The following is an 18,920-nucleotide window of genomic DNA, read 5'->3' as shown; positions in this document are numbered from 1 at the left end:
TTAGCACAGAGTTGCGACTTGATGGCTTTAATGGTTGATTGTACAGGTATCAGCATTTGAACGGTCACAATAGTGAAAGTTTAAGTAAAGTTTGTCAGTTATAGGTCGCTTACCTTCTACTAGATATTCAAATAGAATCTCTGCGCCTTTTCTCCCCATTTCAAATGGATTTTGTCCGATATTAATTGTCGACAGGCCGAGTTTGAGTATTTCTAACTGGCTCATTTCGGTATCTGCTGAAATTATCGTTATTTCGTCATTGGACAGTTTGTTTTTAAATCGCTGAATTTCATTACTATATTGAGGATTAAATTGGGCAAATCCTGCAACCGCTATAAAAATTGGCGGTTCGACATCATCAATAATCGTTACGAGTTGTTTTAAGGCGTCTTCTCTTTTACCCATCGTGTAAAGCGGACATCGCTCGTATTCTATCCAACCCGATGTACCATCGAGTCGATTTTTGCTTTGGCCTGATAATGCAAAGCGTACTCCTTCTACCCGTTTATTTAGGTTGGGTGTTGTTCTATGTCCTGTTTGAATACAAATCGGTTGAGGCGTTTTTTTCTTGTGACTTTTAGCGGCATTTCCGAGCGCGACACCAAAATCAAAGTTATTCGTACCGACGTAGGCAATTCGGTAATCGCTATCTTGTTGTAGAAGATCCGAGTCAAATGTAAGTACTGGAATGTTCTTTTTTTCGCGAGTTTTAGTGCGCCTTTGATTAAGAAATTCGAGTCGGTCGTCGACACCATTAATGCATCGATGTTTTTTTGGATTAAATCGTTAACCACAAGCACTTGTGTTCTAACGTCTTGATAATCGTCAGCGCCGTCATATAGACAACTTACATCTGTGTGAGTTTTAGCAAATTCTAAACAGCCTTTATAAGACTGTTCATAAAAACTGTCATTCTTAGTCTTTCCAACCACTGCTATCGTGTAAGACACGCAATGACATGAAAAACAGAAAAAAATAGGTTAATTAACGGTCTTAACCACATACTAGGTTCATCCTGAAACTAAACCCTTTCGAATCGAGACAATTCTACTTTAACACTAGCTCATTTTAATTTTCCTGCCTTATAGGCTTTGTGCATTTCAAGTACTTTGTCTTCCAAGAATGGTCCGATGACCTCTGTTTCTCGTCCACCTTTAGATAGAATATCTTTTGCTGATATTTCGAAATCCCAATCAGGATTATCTCTGCCAAATTCCCGATAGAATCGTTGTTTACTTAAACCGAAAACGAGCGTTTTGAAACCGGCCCAATAAATAGCGGATGAGCACATAGAGCATGGTTCGTCACTTGTCACTATCGTACATTGTTTTAAATACTCTGAAGAGTATTCACTTTTGAGCGCCTGTATTAAGTTAATCTCAGCATGGCCTATTAAGTCGGGTTTAGTAACAATTGAATTTTCACCGGTTTCTATTACCTGCCCTTCAGGAGATAGCAAGATGCAGCCGTAAGGTAGGTTTCCATTAACTGCTGATTTAATTGCACTTTCGATTGCTAACTTGACATAGTTTTCGTAGTTCATTGTTTTCCCTTGGGCAGTAATACAAGAATATAGAAACAAAATTGTGTTTCATTTGTCTAGTACTTATGTGTCTGATTTTGTAATTCTTTAATAGCATCCTCTAAGCGCTTGAGATAAAGTGAATTTATTCTAAATAAAGATATTAAGTTTATAACGTATGGCTGGTGGATCATTTTTCGCACTATTGGATGACATCGTTTTTCTAACAAAAGTTGCGGCGAGTAAAACAGCACCTGTATTAGGTGATGATTTAGCGGTGAACGCACAAAGTTTATCTGGTGATATTAAGCCTGAACGTGAACTTCCGGTTGTTTGGGCTGTAGCAAAAGGCAGCTTTCTAAATAAGGCGATAGTCGTCCCAATCGCTTTAGCGCTAAGCTTTTTTTTACCATTCTTAATCCAACCTTTGCTAATGCTCGGCGGACTATTTTTGTGTTATGAAGGAAGTGAAAAACTCCTACACCTATTTAAAAAGTCGGCTCACCATGAAGCTTTGTTGGCAGCAGTTCAAGATGAAAATGTCTCGTTGCTTGAATTTGAAAAAGAGAAAATAAAAGATGCAATAAAAATGGATACCGTTCTAAGTGCGGAAATCATTGTCATTGCTCTGGGTTCTATACAGGACCAAACGATGATGATGCAATTTATCGTGCTTTCCATTATCGCCGTAATCATGACGGTTGGTGTGTATGGCTTAGTTGGCCTATTCGTTAAACTCGATGATATTGCGTTACACATTATTCGTAATGAAATCAAAAAGCGAGCGACGGGGTTCAAATATTTATTTGGTAAAGGGTTGCTCAGTTTAGCGACGCAACTGATGTCGCTATTGTCTTTTGTCGGTATGGTTGCCTGTTTACTCATTGGTGGAGAAATTCTTTCTCATGGTTTGCCTTTTTTAGGCCATTACGTCGATTCACTTAATATTAGCAATAACGCTTTTAAAACATTGCTCTCTTTAAGTTTCAACGCAGTGCTTGGTTTTTGTGCGGGCCTAATTGTAGTAAGTCTAATTAAGGTGAGTAGCAAACTGTTACATAACAAAGCATAGCTGGTGAAATAACCATCGTTTTCTTGCGGGCTACTACAACAGTTAAACCAGTATCAGACCAATCATATTTTTGTTTTGCAAATAGCTGACTGTTGGCAAAGGGAACACGTTAAACGTTAATAATCAGTTTGGTGTTCCTAAAAAAATGAATATTTTTCAATCAAAAATCAATCTTTGCATAGCATAAACGATTACTAAATACGGTAAAGTTTTTGTGGATACAAACCACAAAAGGAATGCAACATGTACAAGCCAACATTGATGATAGCGGCATTTGCCCTATCCTGTTATGCGCAATCAAAAACTATAGAAGGAACACATCATACAATATCGTATGAAGGTAGAATATCGAAACACTACACAGACGGTTCTGTTACTTTTAATTGGCCAGGTACTCAGGTTAAAACTCGCTTGATAGGCAAAAAACTCAGCGTCAAACTGGCCGGTTTTGGTGATCAATTTGATGTTTTAATCAACGGGCAATTGTATAAAAAAATTCTGACAAGCTATTCCGGCGAACCGGAAAATTTCGTGCTTTTTGAAAGTGAAAATCCAGCGGATGTAATCATTGAACTGGTGAAGCGTTGGGAAAACTATGAACATAACTCTCGCATCTTCAAATTTGAGATGGATGGTCAAACAGAAGGTGTGGTTAAAAGCCAGCCGCATATTTTGTTTATTGGTGATTCAATTAGTGCCGGGTTTGGTAGTGAGTCAAGTAAGCGAGATTGTGATTGGCAAGAAATTGTGAATACGAGTAATGCCCGAGTTGCTTTTCCTTACTTGAGTGCAAAATCCCTTGGGGCTAGTTTTACTCAAGTTTCCTATTCTGGACTTGGACTGATCCGCAATTGGTCGGGTAACCAACCCCATCACACAATCCGTACATACACAGACAGACTCTCGGCTTTATTTAGCGACAAAACAGAATTTGAAGATAGATTTCCAAACTTAATCATCATTGAGGTCGGAACAAATGACTTCAGTACAGATCCACAAAATGGCGAACCTTGGCAAACCATTTCAGACGTTGAAAATGCATGGGTTAGTGAGATGGTCGCGTACACGTTACAAATTCGAAGTCGGTATCCTGCCGTTCCGATAGTTTACATGCCGCGGCCTGCTTACCCGTATGACTTGATCATCCCTGCGACTGAAAAAGCAATGACCTTATTGAAGGATAATGAGGTGTCCCAGCTATATTCTCACGTGTTCAGTTCTACTTTTGAAGGCTGCGTTTGGCACCCTACTCAAACTGAACATCAAGCTATTTCTAAAGACTTAGTTGAGTTTATTAAGAAACAGGCTCTACTCTAAATGATTTGGCTCGCATGAAATAGCGAGCCTAACTTTTAAAATTAATGCAGCTAGGCTGGACAGTATCGGACATAAGAAATAGAATTAGACCTAAAAAAGGGATCAATTCCAATGACATTTGTGCCTTTAGTCGATGTGTTTAAACAACTCAGATATCAAATTGCGCACATCGAAGATGGCACATTAAACACAGAGTATCCAGAACTGGCTTCCTTTATTACCAACTTTCAAAGCACTATTCCAACGCTTGAGCAAGAGCTACATTTTGTTTATCAATTTTTGTATGTTTATGGTCGAAAGTCCGAAGGGACATTTAATCGGTTTCGTAATGAAATTGAGCGATTTTGTTTATGGGCTTGGTTAATCAATGGACAGTCTGTTTTTACTTTGCGTAGAGAAGACATTGAAGCTTACACTGATTTTGTCGTAGAACCTCGAAAAGATTGGTGTTCGGAAAGTGTTCAATGGCGGTATAAAGAAAGTGAAGGTAGACGCCAAGTAAATAGTTTATGGCGACCTTTTATAAATAAGCAGGTTCAAGTGAGTCAACAAACGTTGGCCGCGATGTTTACTGCGTTGAATGTTTTTTTTAAATTTGCGCTCCTTGAAGAAAAATGTTTTTCTAACTTTGTCCCTGTAGTAAAAAAGAACTCACCTTACCTCGTTGTACAATCTCAAATTAACTTGCCGGATACTCTGAGTAATCTCCAGTGGGAATATGTTTTCAATGTGACAAAAGACGCTTGTGCGGACCAGCCTAATTTAGAGCGAAATTTGTTTGTATTGGCCTGCTTAAAAGGATTGTATCTGCGAATATCTGAGCTTTCTGAAAGACCGCATTGGTCCCCTGTTATGAGCCATTTTTGGCAAGATGCAGACGGATTTTGGTTTTTTAGAGTGATGGGTAAAGGAAACAAGTTGCGAGATGTTACGTTAAGCGATGATATCGTTGAATATTTAAGACGATATCGGCTTTATCGTGGTTTGACCCCTTTGCCCAGAGTCGATGAAGCCTATCCTGTGATCCATAAAATTCGGGGTCAAGGTGGCATGACAGTAAGGCAACTTCGACGTTTAGTACAAGAAAGTTTTGATTTGGCTGAGGCTTCATTAAGAAAAGATGGTTTTGTGGATGAAGCTGAACAGTTAGCGAGTGCTACAGCACATTGGTTGAGGCACACAGGCGCAACTCATGACGCACAAATCAGACCGTTGAAGCATTTGTCTGAAGATCTTGGGCATGCAAAAATCGCCACTACCGACCAGATCTATATTCAGACCAATGTGAAAGAGCGCGCGATTTCCGGTTTGAAGCGAAAGCTATAACGTCCCCATTTTCATTCGGATAAAAAAGCGACTTTTCTATTATGTTAAATTGGGCTTTATATGAAAAGCCCAAGTGATTTACTGTATTCTATAAAATGTCGTTCAAAATTTGAATTGGATGTTTTGGTTTCGAATTTTCGAATCGTTTCACCTGACATCGACATGAAAAACCCGTAACCGCTAACGAATCTAAATCAGTTGATCGAACATGGTGCTGCCAGCTCATTTCATAGAGTTTTCTAGAGTTATCTTGATTCTGAATTTCATGACCGTATGTACCGGCCATACCGCAACAACCTGTTGCTGGTGTTTTAACTTCAATATCTAAGGTATTGAAAATAGTTTTCCAAACGTTCGTTGATTTTGGCATTGCCGTCGTTTCGGTACAATGCTGTAAAAGTGTAATTGGCTTTTTAAGATGAGTCTTGGATTGTATATCCGAGAAGCTTATGCTTTCTAACCATTCATGTGCGAGTAAGACATGAAAATCGCCTCGCTCCTTCTCCGTTAATATGCCTTTATACTCATCTCGATAAACCATGACGAGTGACGCATCAAGACCTACAAGAGGGACGTCAAAATCGGAAAGTTGATTAAAAAATTCAGCGGCATTTTGGGCTGTTGTTTTAAACTCTTTCAAAAAGCCTTTTACGTGTTGTGGTTTTCCATTAGGTAAAAATGGCAGTAGATATGGTGTGTATCCGAGCTTTTGGATCAGCGAAACAAAATCTGCAACTAACTGAGCGTCATAAAAGGTAGTGAATGGGTCTTGAACAACTAAAACGGTTTTAGCCAACTCGGAATCGGACAAGTTAGAAAACTCAACCATGCTAAATTTATTTATGTCCGATACTAAATTCTTAAGTGTAGGTACTGAAAGTTCGGGGGTATCTACATACCCAATAACTGACTTTAGTATCCATGACACAGGTTTAAAGGCGAGCAAAGAGTTTACGAGTTTTGGCGCTTTAGCCATTAATGGTGCTGTTTGTTCAACCTGGCCGACAAAAATATCTTTTATAGGACGTAGATATTTACTGTGGTACAGATTTAAAAAACGAGATCTAAATGTTGGTACGTCAACTTTAATTGGGCAGGCAGTTGTACATGCCTTACAAGCCAAACATTCATCCATCGATTCTTTAACCTCATGCGAAAAATCATACTCACCTTTATTACGTTTGTAAGTATGTACTACCCTTTCCCACCAAGTAGTATCGTTTGCAGAGTCAATTAACGTTTTTTCGATGTCTAAAATATTTACGTTCTGATTTTCTTGCAATCGCAACCATTCTTTCATTAATGTAGCGCGGCCTTTTGGAGAATAGCGTCTATCCTTTGTGACTTTATAGGATGGACACATCGGCGAAGCTTCATCATAGTTATAACAAAGTCCGTTACCATTACAGGTCATGGCGTTGTCGAAACTTTCGCGAACAGTTACATCTATTTGTTTGTCAAACCAAGCGCGCTTTTGACCATCTACGGACACGAGTGATGCCTTAGAGTCCAAAGGTGTACAAATTTTACCAGGATTAAGTCGGTTGTCTTTGTCAAATGCGGTTTTTACTTTTCTAAGTTCAGTAAACAATTCTTCCCCGAAAAAAGTGGGACCGTATTCACTGCGGTATCCCTTACCATGTTCGCCCCACATAAGACCGCCGTATTTTGCAGTAAGAGACACAACTTCATCTGAAATCTGGCGCATCATTTTTTCTTGTTCGGGATCGCACATGTCAAGTGCGGGTCTAACGTGCAGTACACCCGCATCGACATGACCGAACATGCCATAGTTCAATCCTTTGCTGTCCAATAGTTGTCTAAACTCAACGATATAGTCAGCCAGATTTTCCGGTGGCACAGCGGTATCTTCAGCAAACGCGATAGGTTTTTGGTTTCCTTTTGCATTGCCTAAAAGCCCAACTGATTTCTTACGCATTGCATAGATTTTTAAAATGTCGGACTTGTCGCTCGTCAGCTGATAACCAATGATACCTGCCTGCCTAGCTTCAATCATGGAGTCCAATTTAGCACACAAGGATTCAACTTTGGTCTGGATCTCTTCCGGCGTTTCGCCATTGAACTCAACCATGTTTAGGCCTTGCATATCTTTATTCGGTACATCTTGAATAAGATTAGATACTGAGTGCCAAATAATATCTTCACGAGCTAGATTCAGAACTTTGCTATCTACGGTCTCAACAGATGTTGCGTTAGCTGAAACGAGAAATGGTGAATTTCTCAATGCTGAATCAAAGGTATCGTATTTTATGTTTATTAACGTTTTAAATGGTTGAATTGGTGTAATATTCAATTTTGCTGTTGCGACAACACCCAGCGATCCTTCTGAACCAGTAATAAGCCGGCTTAAGTCAAAAGTTTGTAAGTCTTCACTTAACGTATGTTCTAAGTCATAACCCGTTAGAAAACGATTTAAGCGTGGAAATTTTTGTAATATTAGCGCTCGTTTTTCAATACAAGTTTCTAATACGTGCTTATAAATTTTGCCGATTTTTGTGTCTTGTTCCGCAAGTAATTTCGCTTTTTCAATTGGCATTGGCGCTGTATTTAGCTCAGTACCATCAACTAAGTAAGTTGTTAGCGCAAGCACATGGTCACTGGTTTTTCCATAGACTAAAGAACCCTGCCCGGATGCATCGGTATTAATCATACCGCCCACTGTTGCTCGATTACTGGTCGACAGGTCAGGTGAAAAGAAGAACCCATATGGTTTTAGAAAATCATTTAATTGGTCTTTGATCACACCCGCTTGAACTTTTACCCAGCGTTCTTCAACGTTGATCTCAAGAATCTCGCGCATATGTTTCGAAAGGTCGAGCACAATGCCAGGTGTCAAACTTTGTCCGTTTGTGCCAGTACCACCACCGCGAGGACCAAAGGTGAGAGACAAGAATGGATCACTCGATGCGGTTTGCAAAGCAACTTGAATGTCTTTCGGATTTTTTGGGTAGATGACTGCTTGGGGGACTTCTTGGTAAATACTGTTGTCAGTTGAGTTTACTAGCCGCGTGGCATAGCTTGTGTCGGTTTCGCCAGTAAAACCGTTTTGATTCAAGACGTGAATATACTTGTTAAGTAATTCGTTAGAAGTGACCTGTTTGGTAAGTTTTGCAATCATGATGCTGAAGTTCTGCGACTTTTTATCTATTGTACCATGTTGTGTTATTAAGAAAATTGGGATTTACATTCTTTGTTACAACACGAAACAACTTTTTTTGCATGTTCAATTATAGTAGTACTAAGAAATTTGTTTATTAGCATGCCATTGAGGCTAACTTTCTATTAATATCGCTGTTGCATTGGGGTTGATTATGAAAAAGACGAAATATTACTTACTGGGGACTTTGTTTATCGTTCTTGCGGTAGTGTTTATTGTGGTACCAGGGCCTTCAATTTTATTTTTATTAGCCGCACTTGTTTGTTTTTCAATGATTAATGAAAACGCCAAGCAATATTTAAGAAAAGCACAAAAAGCATTTAAAAGTGCAAGTATTAAACTAGACAGACGGTTTAAATAAAAATGGCCAACAACGTTGGCCATCACATATCGTTTTTACTTAAACTTTTCAGCCAAGTACAACCAAGTTTCTAGAACTGTATCAGGGTTTAATGAAACTGAGTCGATACCTTCGTCCACTAACCAAGCCGCAAAATCTTCATGGTCAGAAGGGCCTTGTCCACAAATACCTACGTACTTGCCTTTCGCTTTAGCCGTTTGAATCGCCATTGAAAGAAGTTTCTTAATTGCAGGATTACGCTCGTCAAACAAATGAGCAATCAATCCTGAATCGCGGTCAAGACCAAGTGTTAATTGCGTCAGGTCATTCGAACCAATCGAGAAACCGTCAAAATATTCGAGGAACTCTTCAGCTAATAAAGCATTTGAAGGCAGTTCGCACATCATGATGACTTTAAGTCCGTTCTCTCCACGCTTTAAACCGTGCTCTTCAAGTAGCTCGATAACACGTGCGGCTTCTTCAAGTGTACGTACGAATGGGATCATGATTTCTACGTTCGTTAAGCCCATTTCGTTGCGAACACGTTTAATCGCTTCACACTCAAGTGCAAAACATTCGCGGAAGTCTTCAGAAATGTAGCGAGATGCGCCACGGAAACCAATCATTGGGTTTTCTTCTTCAGGTTCGTACTGATGTCCGCCAACTAAGTTAGCGTATTCATTCGACTTGAAGTCTGACATACGCACGATTACGCGTTCAGGCGCAAATGCACAACCTAACGTCGCAATACCTTCTACCAGTTTGCTGACATAAAACTCAACTGGAGAGGAATAACCTGCCATCATGTCGCGAATGGTATCTTGTAGATCCGTATCTTGTGCGTCAAAGTTAATTAACGCTTTTGGATGAACACCTATCATACGGTTAATGATGAACTCAAGACGAGCAAGACCGATCCCCGCATGTGGTAGACGAGCGAAATCGAACGCTCTATCCGGATTACCGACGTTCATCATAATTTTCATCGGTAAGTCTGGCATTTGGTCAACGCGAGATGTCAACACATCATACTCAAGTTTACCATCATAAATATAGCCAGTGTCACCCTCTGCACACGAAACAGTGACTAGCTGATTATTTTTAATCAAGTCAGTTGCGTTACCACAGCCTACTACTGCTGGAATACCCAATTCACGCGCAATGATTGCCGCGTGACAGGTACGTCCACCGCGATTCGTTACGATTGCGGCTGCACGTTTCATGATAGGCTCCCAGTCTGGGTCTGTCATGTCCGTTACGAGCACGTCACCTTGTTGAACTTTGTCCATTTCGTCTATTGAGTTCAAGACACGTACTATGCCAGAACCAATTTTGTGACCAATTGCACGTCCTTCAGCAACGACCGTTGAATGTGCTTTCAATTGGAAACGTTCCATGACGTTTGCATCTTCATTTGAACGTACCGTCTCGGGACGGGCTTGAACGATATAAAGTTTGCCGTCGTTACCGTCTTTTGCCCACTCAATGTCCATTGGACGACCGTAGTGTTTTTCGATGATCACAGCTTGTTTTGCAAGCTCTTGAACTTCTTCATCTGTTATAGAGAATTGGTTCGATTTAGCAGGCTCCACGTTAACGATAGAAACTTGTTTACCATGTTCTAGGTCGTTAGAGTAAATCATTTGAACTGCTTTCGAGCCGATGTTACGGCGAACGACTGCAGGGTTACCTCTAGCAAGGGTCGGCTTATGGACGTAAAATTCGTCTGGGTTAACAGCGCCCTGCACAACCATTTCACCGAGACCAAAAGATGACGTAACGAAAACAACATCTTCGAAACCAGATTCCGTATCAATACTGAACATTACACCTGATGACGCTTTGTCTGAACGGACCATACGCTGTACGCCTGCTGACAAAGCAACGCCACGGTGGTCGTAACCTTGGTGTACGCGATAAGAAATAGCACGGTCGTTGAATAGTGAGGCAAATACGTGTTTGATAGCGACCATGACCGCATCAATACCACGAACGTTTAGAAAAGTTTCTTGTTGGCCAGCGAAAGAAGCATCAGGCATATCTTCTGCGGTTGCAGAGGAACGTACTGCGAAGGAGACATCTGTATCAGGATTTCCGTGTAGAGTTTGATAAGCTTCACGGATAGCTTGGTCTAGTTCAGGTTGGAAGGGGGTATCTATAATCCATTGTCTTATTTGGGCGCCAACCTTGGCTAATTCATTTACGTCATCTACATCGAGGGTATCTAACGTTGTGTGGATTTTTTCATTTATCCCCGACTGCTCTAGAAACTCATTATAAGCTTCGGCTGTCGTTGCAAATCCACCCGGAACTTGCACACCGGCGTTTGCCAGGTTAGATATCATTTCCCCGAGTGATGCGTTTTTACCACCCACTCTTGGGACATCATTCATGCCCAATTCTTGGTACCAGAGAACGTAGTCTTGCACGGAACTGTCTCCAAAAACAAATTTTAAATGTGAGAGAAAGGTGACTCTTTTAAAAAAGTCGTGAGCATTCTACACTGGTGGGACATCTGTCGTAAACCTATTGGCTCAAATTCGAGGCCAAAGTAACGTGAAAAAAATCAAATGAGAACTGCTTTTTATATTTCCGATGGTACAGCCATCACGTCAGAAGTGTTTGGACACGCAACACTTTCTTTGTTTCCAACTGAATTTAACCACCGCACGATCCCGTTTGTAGAAACGCCTGAAAAGGCATTAGAGATAAAACGAATCATTGACCAAACTGCCGCTAAGTCGGGAGAACGCCCATTAGTTTTCTTCACGTTTGTGAATCATAAACTTAGTGAAATTATCAGTTCTTCGGATGCTGTGTGTTATGACTTTCTAAGTGTATTTAGTGAACGAATCAAACATGAACTTAAACTCGAGCCAGTGCCAAAGGTTCACCGAACTCATAGTATGCACGAAAAGAGCTACGACTACCGGATAGATGCGGTGAACTATGCTCTCGCGAATGATGACGGGGCAAATGTTAAAGATTATGAAAAAGCTGACATTATTTTAGTGGGTGTAAGTCGAAGTGGTAAAACGCCCACAAGTTTATATCTTGCGCTCCAATACGGTATTAAAGCAGCAAATTATCCAATGACGGAAGATGATTTGGAATCTGGCAGTTACCCAAGATGTTTATTGCCATACAAGCATAAGCTTTTTGGCTTAACGATAAGTCCTGAACGATTATCGGCAATTCGAGAAGAAAGAATGGCAAATTCTCGATACGCGTCTATCCGTCAATGTCGAATGGAAGTAATGGAAGTCGAACGATTATTCAAGAAAAACAAGACTCCATTCCTAAATTCAACGTCGTTTTCTGTAGAGGAAATTTCGGCGAAGATAATCTCTGAGGCTGGTTTGGAAAGACGTAAATATTAAAAAAGGAGCTCGTGCTCCTTTTTATTTAACTTGCTCTGGCGTCTTTAAGCAGATCAGCGACTAGGAATCCTAGTTCGAGTACTTGGTCTGCATTAAGACGTGGATCACATTGTGTTCTATAACGCTGAGCTAGGTCTTCGTCTGACAGACCGTACGCACCACCAACACATTCGGTCACGTGTTGACCCGTCATTTCTAAATGTACGCCACCTGGGTATGAGCCTTCCGCTTTATGAACGGCGAAAAACTGGCTAATTTCTTTCAGAATATTATCGAAATTACGCGTTTTATATCCAGTCGAGGCTTTCTCTGTATTACCGTGCATAGGATCGGATGACCAAATTACTTTGCGGCCTTCTTGTTGTACCTTACGGACAAGTGCAGGCAGTTTCTCTGGAAGTAGATCTGCACCCATGCGGGTAATAAGCGTCAATCTACCTGGTATATTTTCAGGGTTGAGCGCATCAATGAGTTCAATAAGCTCATCTGGTTTCATACCCGGACCGACTTTTACACCGATTGGGTTTTTAATACCACGGAAAAACTCGATGTGAGCATGATCTAATTGACGAGTACGTTCGCCAATCCAAACAAAGTGTGCCGAACAATCATACCAATCACCGCTTAGGTGGTCACGTCGAGTTAGTGCTTCTTCGTAGCCTAGAAGTAAAGCTTCATGAGAAGTATACAAAGACGTTTCTCTTAGGTTTGGAGCGTTGCTGCTAGAAATGCCACATACTTCCATAAACTCAAGCGCTTCTTGAATTCGATCCGCTACTTGTTGGAATTTATCTTTTAGTGGGTTAGCTGCAACGAAACTCATATTCCATCGATGAACTTGATGTAAATCAGCAAGACCGCCTTGAGCAAAGGCTCTGAGCAAGTTTAGAGTTGCGGCGCTATGATGATAGGCCTTCATTAAACGCTGCGGATCAGGGATACGCGCAGCTTCAGTAAATTCAAAGCTGTTGATGATGTCGCCGCGGTATGACGGTAATGCGATACCGTTAATTGTTTCGTAATCAGACGAACGCGGTTTTGCGTACTGTCCAGCCATTCGAGCGATTTTTACGACAGGACATTTACCGCCGTAAGTTAAAACAACAGCCATTTGTAATATTGTTTTAAATGTATCGCGAATATTCGTTGCGCTGAAATCACCAAACGACTCAGCACAGTCACCGCCCTGAAGTAAAAAGGCCTTACCTTCACAAACATCGGCCAAACTTTTATAGAGGCTACGAGTTTCTTCCGCGAAAACAAGCGGCGGGGCTGCGTTTAGTTCTTTTTCAACAGAGGCCAGTACTGACTTGTCAGGGTACTCCGGCTGCTGAACAATTGGACATTCTCTCCAACTGTTAGGGCTCCAATTTTTCATTAATTTTCCTCATTCCTAATGTGTATTTACACACATCGAAACTTAACGAATATATTGGTGACAAGCAAGGAAAATAAGGCCTCCAAGCGAACACATCTTACATAAAAGACAGCTTTGTGTTGCCTTTGCAACAGTGAACATAGATAGAAACGAATGAACACATCATACTGAGCTTTTGTCTATTTATTACCTCTACACCGTACAAACCTTAAAAACTAAATTGATCAAAAGAAGAGTCGCGGTATAATTCTAGAATTGATTATTAGTATGATGTGTTCTTATGGATAAGTTTAAGATTTCCTCGGCCTTTAATTATTTGAATGAATGTTTAACTTTACTATGCGAAGAAATGGACTCCGTAGAATTACTGAGCTGTAAATATTTCGAATTGCCGACTACCGAAAAAGGAATGGAAGAAGAGCTATCTGACCGAATCGATGTTTCTACGTATGTTGGTGAGCAAGCACTAACAAAGTGCGCTAGTGCTTTTCAAGATTTATTCTTAAAGGAAAACCAAAGTGGTAAGGTGATTAAACGCCACCCCGGATTGATTTGCATTAACGACCCTGAGAAGATGATTGAAAACAGACTTAGACAAATTAATCAAGCCAAACTGGATTTCAAAAAAATTGTGCTTTCCATCAGTAATAATGACGCAAGATTCGAACTTGTGCATTCCGCTATTCCTGGGTTAATCACCCTCGCCGCTTATCGGCAAATACATTTCGAATCTGACGATCCAAAGTCAGTTCGTTTTACGTGGATGCAAAAGCATGCAACTAAAACACTCACCAAAGAACAGGCGTTAGCACTTTTAGAACGTTCTTCGAATTATTCAAATCCAAGAATGATAGACCAAGCCTCGTGGCAAAGATTAGTAGAATCCGAAAAAACTAGAGTTGTTTCATTGAAATCTACAGATAAATTAAGAATACGACGTCCAACACGCGTGACCCCCGAAGTGAACGTTCGTTTTACCAACACGCATCGATACCACGTAAGTGGAGCACTACCATTTTTTGTTTTGAATCCGAGCAAAGAAATCAAACTTGGGGATTTAAACGACTTTGTTGCCTCAAAGCCAAACCCTAGAAAGAAGGAATATGATTTTCTTGTAGATAGAATTTACTTGGAAAAAAAGCTGATTAATTATGTTAAAAAGGCCACATTTGTGGCCTTAGTGCAATGAAGCTTTAAAAGCGAATCAATCCTTTACTATTTCTTCTAACGTGTCTTCATCAATGACTTCAACGCTGCGTTTTCCACCTTGTATTTCAATTCGTTTATGATGTTTGTTAAGCGTTAAAATCTCCTCGCAGAATTGCGCAGAAGGATGCATTTCATAGACGTAATCGATGATTTTTCCACTATCATCGTCTTTAATATTCGAGATCTCGTATGATGAAATCGCACCTTTTTCCATAAGATCTTTCATCGTTGTGGTCATATCTCGACGAAGTGCTTTGAGTTTGTTTTCCGTAATTTCATCGTCATCACCAATAGTGCCATATTTTTCCATAATCGAAATAAGTCGGAAATGGTATGTTTTACCTGGTGCAGCATAACGCCATAGATGATACAAGCGAAGCATCATCCAACGAGAAAGACCACGTTTTAATTCTTGTGCACTGTTAAAGTAGTAACCTTTGTACTCGAGATTATCAATCATGTTGTGGACGAAAGCATTCAAACACGCAACACATTTGATATTTCCGCCCTGCCCTTTTTTCCCACTGAAATGCAGTGAAGATAAAAAGTTCATATTTGACTCATAGAATGAATCGTCAATTTCCGGATTGCGAGTATCAACCGCTGTATATTTAAACGATAACTTTGAACCTTGTAGAGCTTCCAACGATTCTTTGATCTGCGGATAAGGCATTGACTGACCGACCGCTTTAAGCTCCTGCGCCAATTCATTCATCGAAAATATCACGGCATATTGAATACCGGACTTAAAATTAATTTTAACAATTTTGCCTTTCGAAGCCAGACGTATGAGTGCTCGTTCTACTTTTTCTTCTCTATCAGATGGCCAAACCAAATATTCGACTTCGTCACCTTCTTTCTTACTACTCACCACTGCAGGCGTAATCTTAATTTCACCTTCATAAAGCACTCCATCCACCTTTTCTGAAATACGTCTTGTGACGATGGTTTTCTTTGGTGCTTCTTCAAGCGGCAACTTTTTGTGACCTGAGCGGACAAATCTACCCCAAAGATCATAATGGTTGAAGGTATTCGAGTAGGCTCTTAGACTTTGTTTCGAATTTTCTAATGTCACTCTGACATCTTTGTTATCAGTGAACAACGCCAGACTTTCATTATCGATAGCGCTTTCCACCCCGTGGATCTGCCCGCGAAGTGTATCAGGCAAATTTTCAACCGAGATGTTAACCTTACGGCTCATTGTTCCACTTCCTTAAAATATTTGACAGCTAATAACACCACAATCAGCGACAAAAGTTAATGTCTTAAGTTAGTAAAAAACGGATCTGGCCTAAACATATTTTTTAGATCACATTTTTACTAAGTGTAGCTGTTTTCGAGATCATTATTTTACTAAGTAATGCAATTAAGATCTAATTTTTACTAACTAAAGGTGTGTATTTAAGTATAAAGCCGTCTTGAATCCTCCAAAAGACGGGGTTTACAAGCCCTCCTGTGGATAACTTCTTGTTGAGCTGGTACGGATCGGATCTATACTTAGTGCAGATCCGATCTATATCTACTCTGTGTCACCCATTTCAATGATTCTGTGGATTAAACTTCTGTTTTAGTTGGTAAAATTTAGATCTCAACGACCTATTTTGTGAGTAATTCTGTGTGTAAATTGTGCACATCTAGTCTCGCATAAATAGGGCTTAGTAATATTCCGATCTGTTTGTATGTAAAGATCTGATCTTTACTTGGTAATTTTACGATCCAATAATTATATACTAAATTCAATAAAAACAATAAGATAAATGATGTTTTTAGCTTCTTAGCCTTTATTACCTTATATATTAACCATTCTTAGACTTACTTATTATTCTTAAAGTAAGTAAACAATCAAAACTTTTTGTAATGTCCATTAATTTATAGTTTTACAACAAAAGAGATGGACAATATAATAATAGACACTACATCGAGGATATTGTGTATGTCTATCAATAATAAAGCGCTGGCAACGTATCGCCTGTTAAAAGCCACGGCAGAAGTCGCCGAAAAGTCACTTGAAGGAAGAATTCAACATTATCGAGCTCACTTAAAAACAGAAGATAAAGAGCTGAGAACATACACACAGAAAGCTGCTGCAGATTTACTGGGTTGTAACAACCGCACGTTAAAACGTAGACACGATCAAGGTGATTTTGACGCAATAGACATAAAGAAAGGTGCTAATGGTCATTATGCTTATACGTTAAGCAATATTTTCGAAATGGCCGAAGTCTTAGGTATTAAGCCAGATCACAGACAACCTTCCGACAAATTGCAAGTCATAGTGATCAACTCGTTGAAAGGTGGCTGTGGTAAGACAACCAGCCTAGTCAATATCGCCGCAGCGCTGGCCACTACAAACATCAAACGTTATCGCATTGGTATAATTGACCTCGATCCTCAAGGTTCTTCGTCTAGTTTTTTCCCAAGCAGTGAGCCCGATCCTATCACCGTTGGCGATCTTATGCGCGATTGTATAGAACTTGATGATGGTGAAACATGGGAATCAGTGGTGAGTCAATCGTTTAGGCCTACGCATATTCCAAACATTCGCGTACTACCTTCGGGTATGGATGACTTTTACTTTGAGCATGAAACCGCAACCTTGTTAAAGGAAAGCTCAGGTTATGCCCAAACTCGTCACTATCACAAGTTACTAGAGAAAGTTATTGAACCTATCGAACATGAATTTGATCTGATCTTAATTGACACGGCGCCGTCATTAAACTTCATGTTTTACAATGCGTTAATGGCTTCAACAGCGATGCTTATTCCTGTGCATCCCGAGGCCGTTGATTTTGACGCAAACAATAAGTATTTGAAACGATTAGGCGAGATCTACCATACCGTTGCTGCGCTCGGTCATCAGGGTTGGGATTTTATGCAATTCGTGGTCACAAATTATGTCAAAGGAAACCATTCCCAACGCGACATCGTAAAGGACGTGAGAAGCGCTTTCGGTCGTCAAGTCATGAGTTATCCTATTAATCATAGTGCTGCAATTACAGCAAGCTCGTCGTCGTTTAACACTATTTTTGACCAAAAAACGTCTGACAGTTTAGCGAGCCGCGAATCATTGATAAAATCACAAGAAAACATTAAAGACGTCGTCGATGAATTAGAGATGTTGATCCGTGCAAACTGGGGATCAACGCAATCTCAATTAGATGAAACGGCGTAAAGGAAGTAGCACGTGGTTAAAAAAAGAAAAAATGACACTAGTATCGATCCTTTTGCGTCTCCTGTTGAAGCGGGTTCGTTAGACGCGTTATTAGAAAAAGTGAATGTTGGTGATGTGATCACAATGCCCTCGCCGAGTGACTCAAGTCGAGTCATTCGTCTAAAGTGTGTTGTTATTCCTCATGATCTAATCGAAGCAACGACGACGGTCTATGGCAAAAATAGACGTGTTCAAGCGCTTTTGAATGAAAAAGCGGTCTCAGATATTCTTCCTGCAATTAAAGCGGATGGGCGTAACCTACACCCTGCTCTTTGTTGGATTAAAGAAGATCAGTGTCTTGTGCTTGCTGGAACTCGTCGAAGAAAAGCGTGTCTCATGGCTGGTGCTGATTATGTTGTATTACAGTCGACGGATTTTACAGAAGCTGATGCAGAAGCGTTGGCGGTCTCATCAGATCAATACATTGCACCTAGTTTGTGGGAATTGGGCCAAGCTTATTGCGCTACGCGAGATGCACTAATCGAACAAGGCAAAAAGGGGTCATACCGCGAAATAGCGGCGATTGAAGGTGTATCTCATACTGCTATCGCCGATTCAATTAAAGCGTATGAAGCCATTCCACAACAGGTTTTGGAACTGTATCCAACTGCAAACCACTTAGGTCGGGAGGCTGCTAAAAAGCTCATAGCGGCGATTCTAGAAGACAAAGAAATGTTTGAGTTGCTCGTTAATGAAGTAAAAAGCCAATCTTTCTTTAGCGAAGAGTTGTCTGATGACAAGAAAGCCGTGCTCATTACCAAGTATCTGACGACGTTTGATGACAAAGCAGTACGAACAGAGATGTTGGTGAGTAGTGATTTCGTTAAATTACAGCGCAACTTAAAAAGTGGCGACGTTACAATCAAGATAGATAATCGGGTAATGACCGACAAACGGTTGGAACAATTGCAACGTTTGTTAGCTGGTTATAATTAATTTAAGGGGCTCGCAATGAGCCCTTTTCATGTCCAACCAGTATGAAAAGCC

Annotated in this window: 13 protein-coding genes and 1 pseudogene; 8 read left to right on the top strand and 6 right to left on the bottom strand. The window is 40.3% G+C overall.

The features are described from left to right. Positions 1 to 27: 27 nt before the first annotated feature. Positions 28 to 932 (bottom strand): annotated as a pseudogene (locus NI389_RS20010) (substrate-binding domain-containing protein). 131 nt (positions 933 to 1,063) lie between these two features. Then, entirely contained in the window at positions 1,064 to 1,543 is a 480-nt protein-coding gene (locus NI389_RS20005; protein ID WP_308363273.1) for a nucleoside deaminase, read from the bottom strand. A gap of 157 nt (positions 1,544 to 1,700) precedes the next feature. Between NI389_RS20005 and NI389_RS20000 the strand changes: the two genes are divergently transcribed. The 3 genes from NI389_RS20000 to NI389_RS19990 all read left to right on the top strand — a co-directional run bounded on the left by NI389_RS20000 (position 1,701) and on the right by NI389_RS19990 (position 5,237). Further along, positions 1,701 to 2,594, top strand: a complete 894-nt coding sequence (locus NI389_RS20000) for a DUF808 domain-containing protein (RefSeq protein ID WP_308363272.1) — start codon at positions 1,701 to 1,703, stop codon at positions 2,592 to 2,594. 243 nt (positions 2,595 to 2,837) lie between these two features. Next, positions 2,838 to 3,911, top strand: a complete 1,074-nt coding sequence (locus NI389_RS19995; RefSeq protein ID WP_308363271.1) for an SGNH/GDSL hydrolase family protein — start codon at positions 2,838 to 2,840, stop codon at positions 3,909 to 3,911. Positions 3,912 to 4,022: 111 nt separating this feature from the next. After that, positions 4,023 to 5,237, top strand: coding sequence for a tyrosine-type recombinase/integrase (locus NI389_RS19990; RefSeq protein WP_308363269.1), 1,215 nt, complete (start codon positions 4,023 to 4,025; stop codon positions 5,235 to 5,237). A gap of 88 nt (positions 5,238 to 5,325) precedes the next feature. Here the strand turns inward: NI389_RS19990 and ydiJ are convergent, their stop codons facing one another. Next, positions 5,326 to 8,376, bottom strand: coding sequence for a D-2-hydroxyglutarate dehydrogenase YdiJ (ydiJ, locus tag NI389_RS19985; RefSeq protein ID WP_308363267.1), 3,051 nt, complete (start codon positions 8,374 to 8,376; stop codon positions 5,326 to 5,328). Positions 8,377 to 8,569: 193 nt separating this feature from the next. On the opposite strand from ydiJ, the gene NI389_RS19980 reads away from it, so the two are divergent. Beyond that, the gene (locus NI389_RS19980) at positions 8,570 to 8,776 is read left to right on the top strand and encodes a PGPGW domain-containing protein (protein WP_308363266.1); all 207 of its coding nucleotides are present in this window, start codon (positions 8,570 to 8,572) and stop codon (positions 8,774 to 8,776) included. Between the two features lie 35 nt (positions 8,777 to 8,811). Here NI389_RS19980 and ppsA read toward each other — a convergent pair whose 3' ends face one another. Further along, positions 8,812 to 11,184 carry a phosphoenolpyruvate synthase gene (ppsA, locus tag NI389_RS19975; RefSeq protein WP_308363264.1) on the bottom strand — a complete coding sequence of 791 codons (2,373 nt, stop codon included), beginning with the start codon at positions 11,182 to 11,184 and terminating at the stop codon, positions 8,812 to 8,814. A 141-nt stretch (positions 11,185 to 11,325) separates the two neighbouring features. On the opposite strand from ppsA, the gene ppsR reads away from it, so the two are divergent. Beyond that, the gene (gene ppsR, locus NI389_RS19970) at positions 11,326 to 12,135 is read left to right on the top strand and encodes a posphoenolpyruvate synthetase regulatory kinase/phosphorylase PpsR (RefSeq protein WP_308363263.1); all 810 of its coding nucleotides are present in this window, start codon (positions 11,326 to 11,328) and stop codon (positions 12,133 to 12,135) included. Between the two features lie 25 nt (positions 12,136 to 12,160). Here the strand turns inward: ppsR and NI389_RS19965 are convergent, their stop codons facing one another. Next, positions 12,161 to 13,513: a class II 3-deoxy-7-phosphoheptulonate synthase gene (locus NI389_RS19965; RefSeq protein ID WP_308363262.1), complete on the bottom strand. Its 1,353-nt coding sequence runs from the start codon at positions 13,511 to 13,513 to the stop codon at positions 12,161 to 12,163. A gap of 280 nt (positions 13,514 to 13,793) precedes the next feature. On the opposite strand from NI389_RS19965, the gene NI389_RS19960 reads away from it, so the two are divergent. Then, positions 13,794 to 14,702, top strand: a complete 909-nt coding sequence (locus NI389_RS19960; protein WP_308363261.1) for a DNA replication terminus site-binding protein — start codon at positions 13,794 to 13,796, stop codon at positions 14,700 to 14,702. 15 nt (positions 14,703 to 14,717) lie between these two features. Here the strand turns inward: NI389_RS19960 and NI389_RS19955 are convergent, their stop codons facing one another. Beyond that, positions 14,718 to 15,923: a replication protein A gene (locus NI389_RS19955; RefSeq protein WP_308363260.1), complete on the bottom strand. Its 1,206-nt coding sequence runs from the start codon at positions 15,921 to 15,923 to the stop codon at positions 14,718 to 14,720. A 732-nt stretch (positions 15,924 to 16,655) separates the two neighbouring features. Here NI389_RS19955 and NI389_RS19950 point away from each other — a divergent pair. Next, entirely contained in the window at positions 16,656 to 17,894 is a 1,239-nt protein-coding gene (locus NI389_RS19950; RefSeq protein ID WP_308363259.1) for an AAA family ATPase, read from the top strand. A gap of 12 nt (positions 17,895 to 17,906) precedes the next feature. Beyond that, a complete protein-coding gene (locus NI389_RS19945) occupies positions 17,907 to 18,869 on the top strand; it encodes a transcriptional regulator (protein ID WP_308363258.1) in 963 nt (320 codons plus the stop codon). The last annotated feature ends 51 nt before the right edge of the window (positions 18,870 to 18,920 follow it).

Origin of the sequence: Pseudoalteromonas xiamenensis, assembly GCF_030994125.1 — a bacterium.
GTDB lineage: Bacteria > Pseudomonadota > Gammaproteobacteria > Enterobacterales > Alteromonadaceae > Pseudoalteromonas > Pseudoalteromonas xiamenensis_B.
The sequence above is the reverse complement of the archived record's forward strand: the minus strand, read 5'-3'. Positions and strand labels throughout refer to the sequence as shown.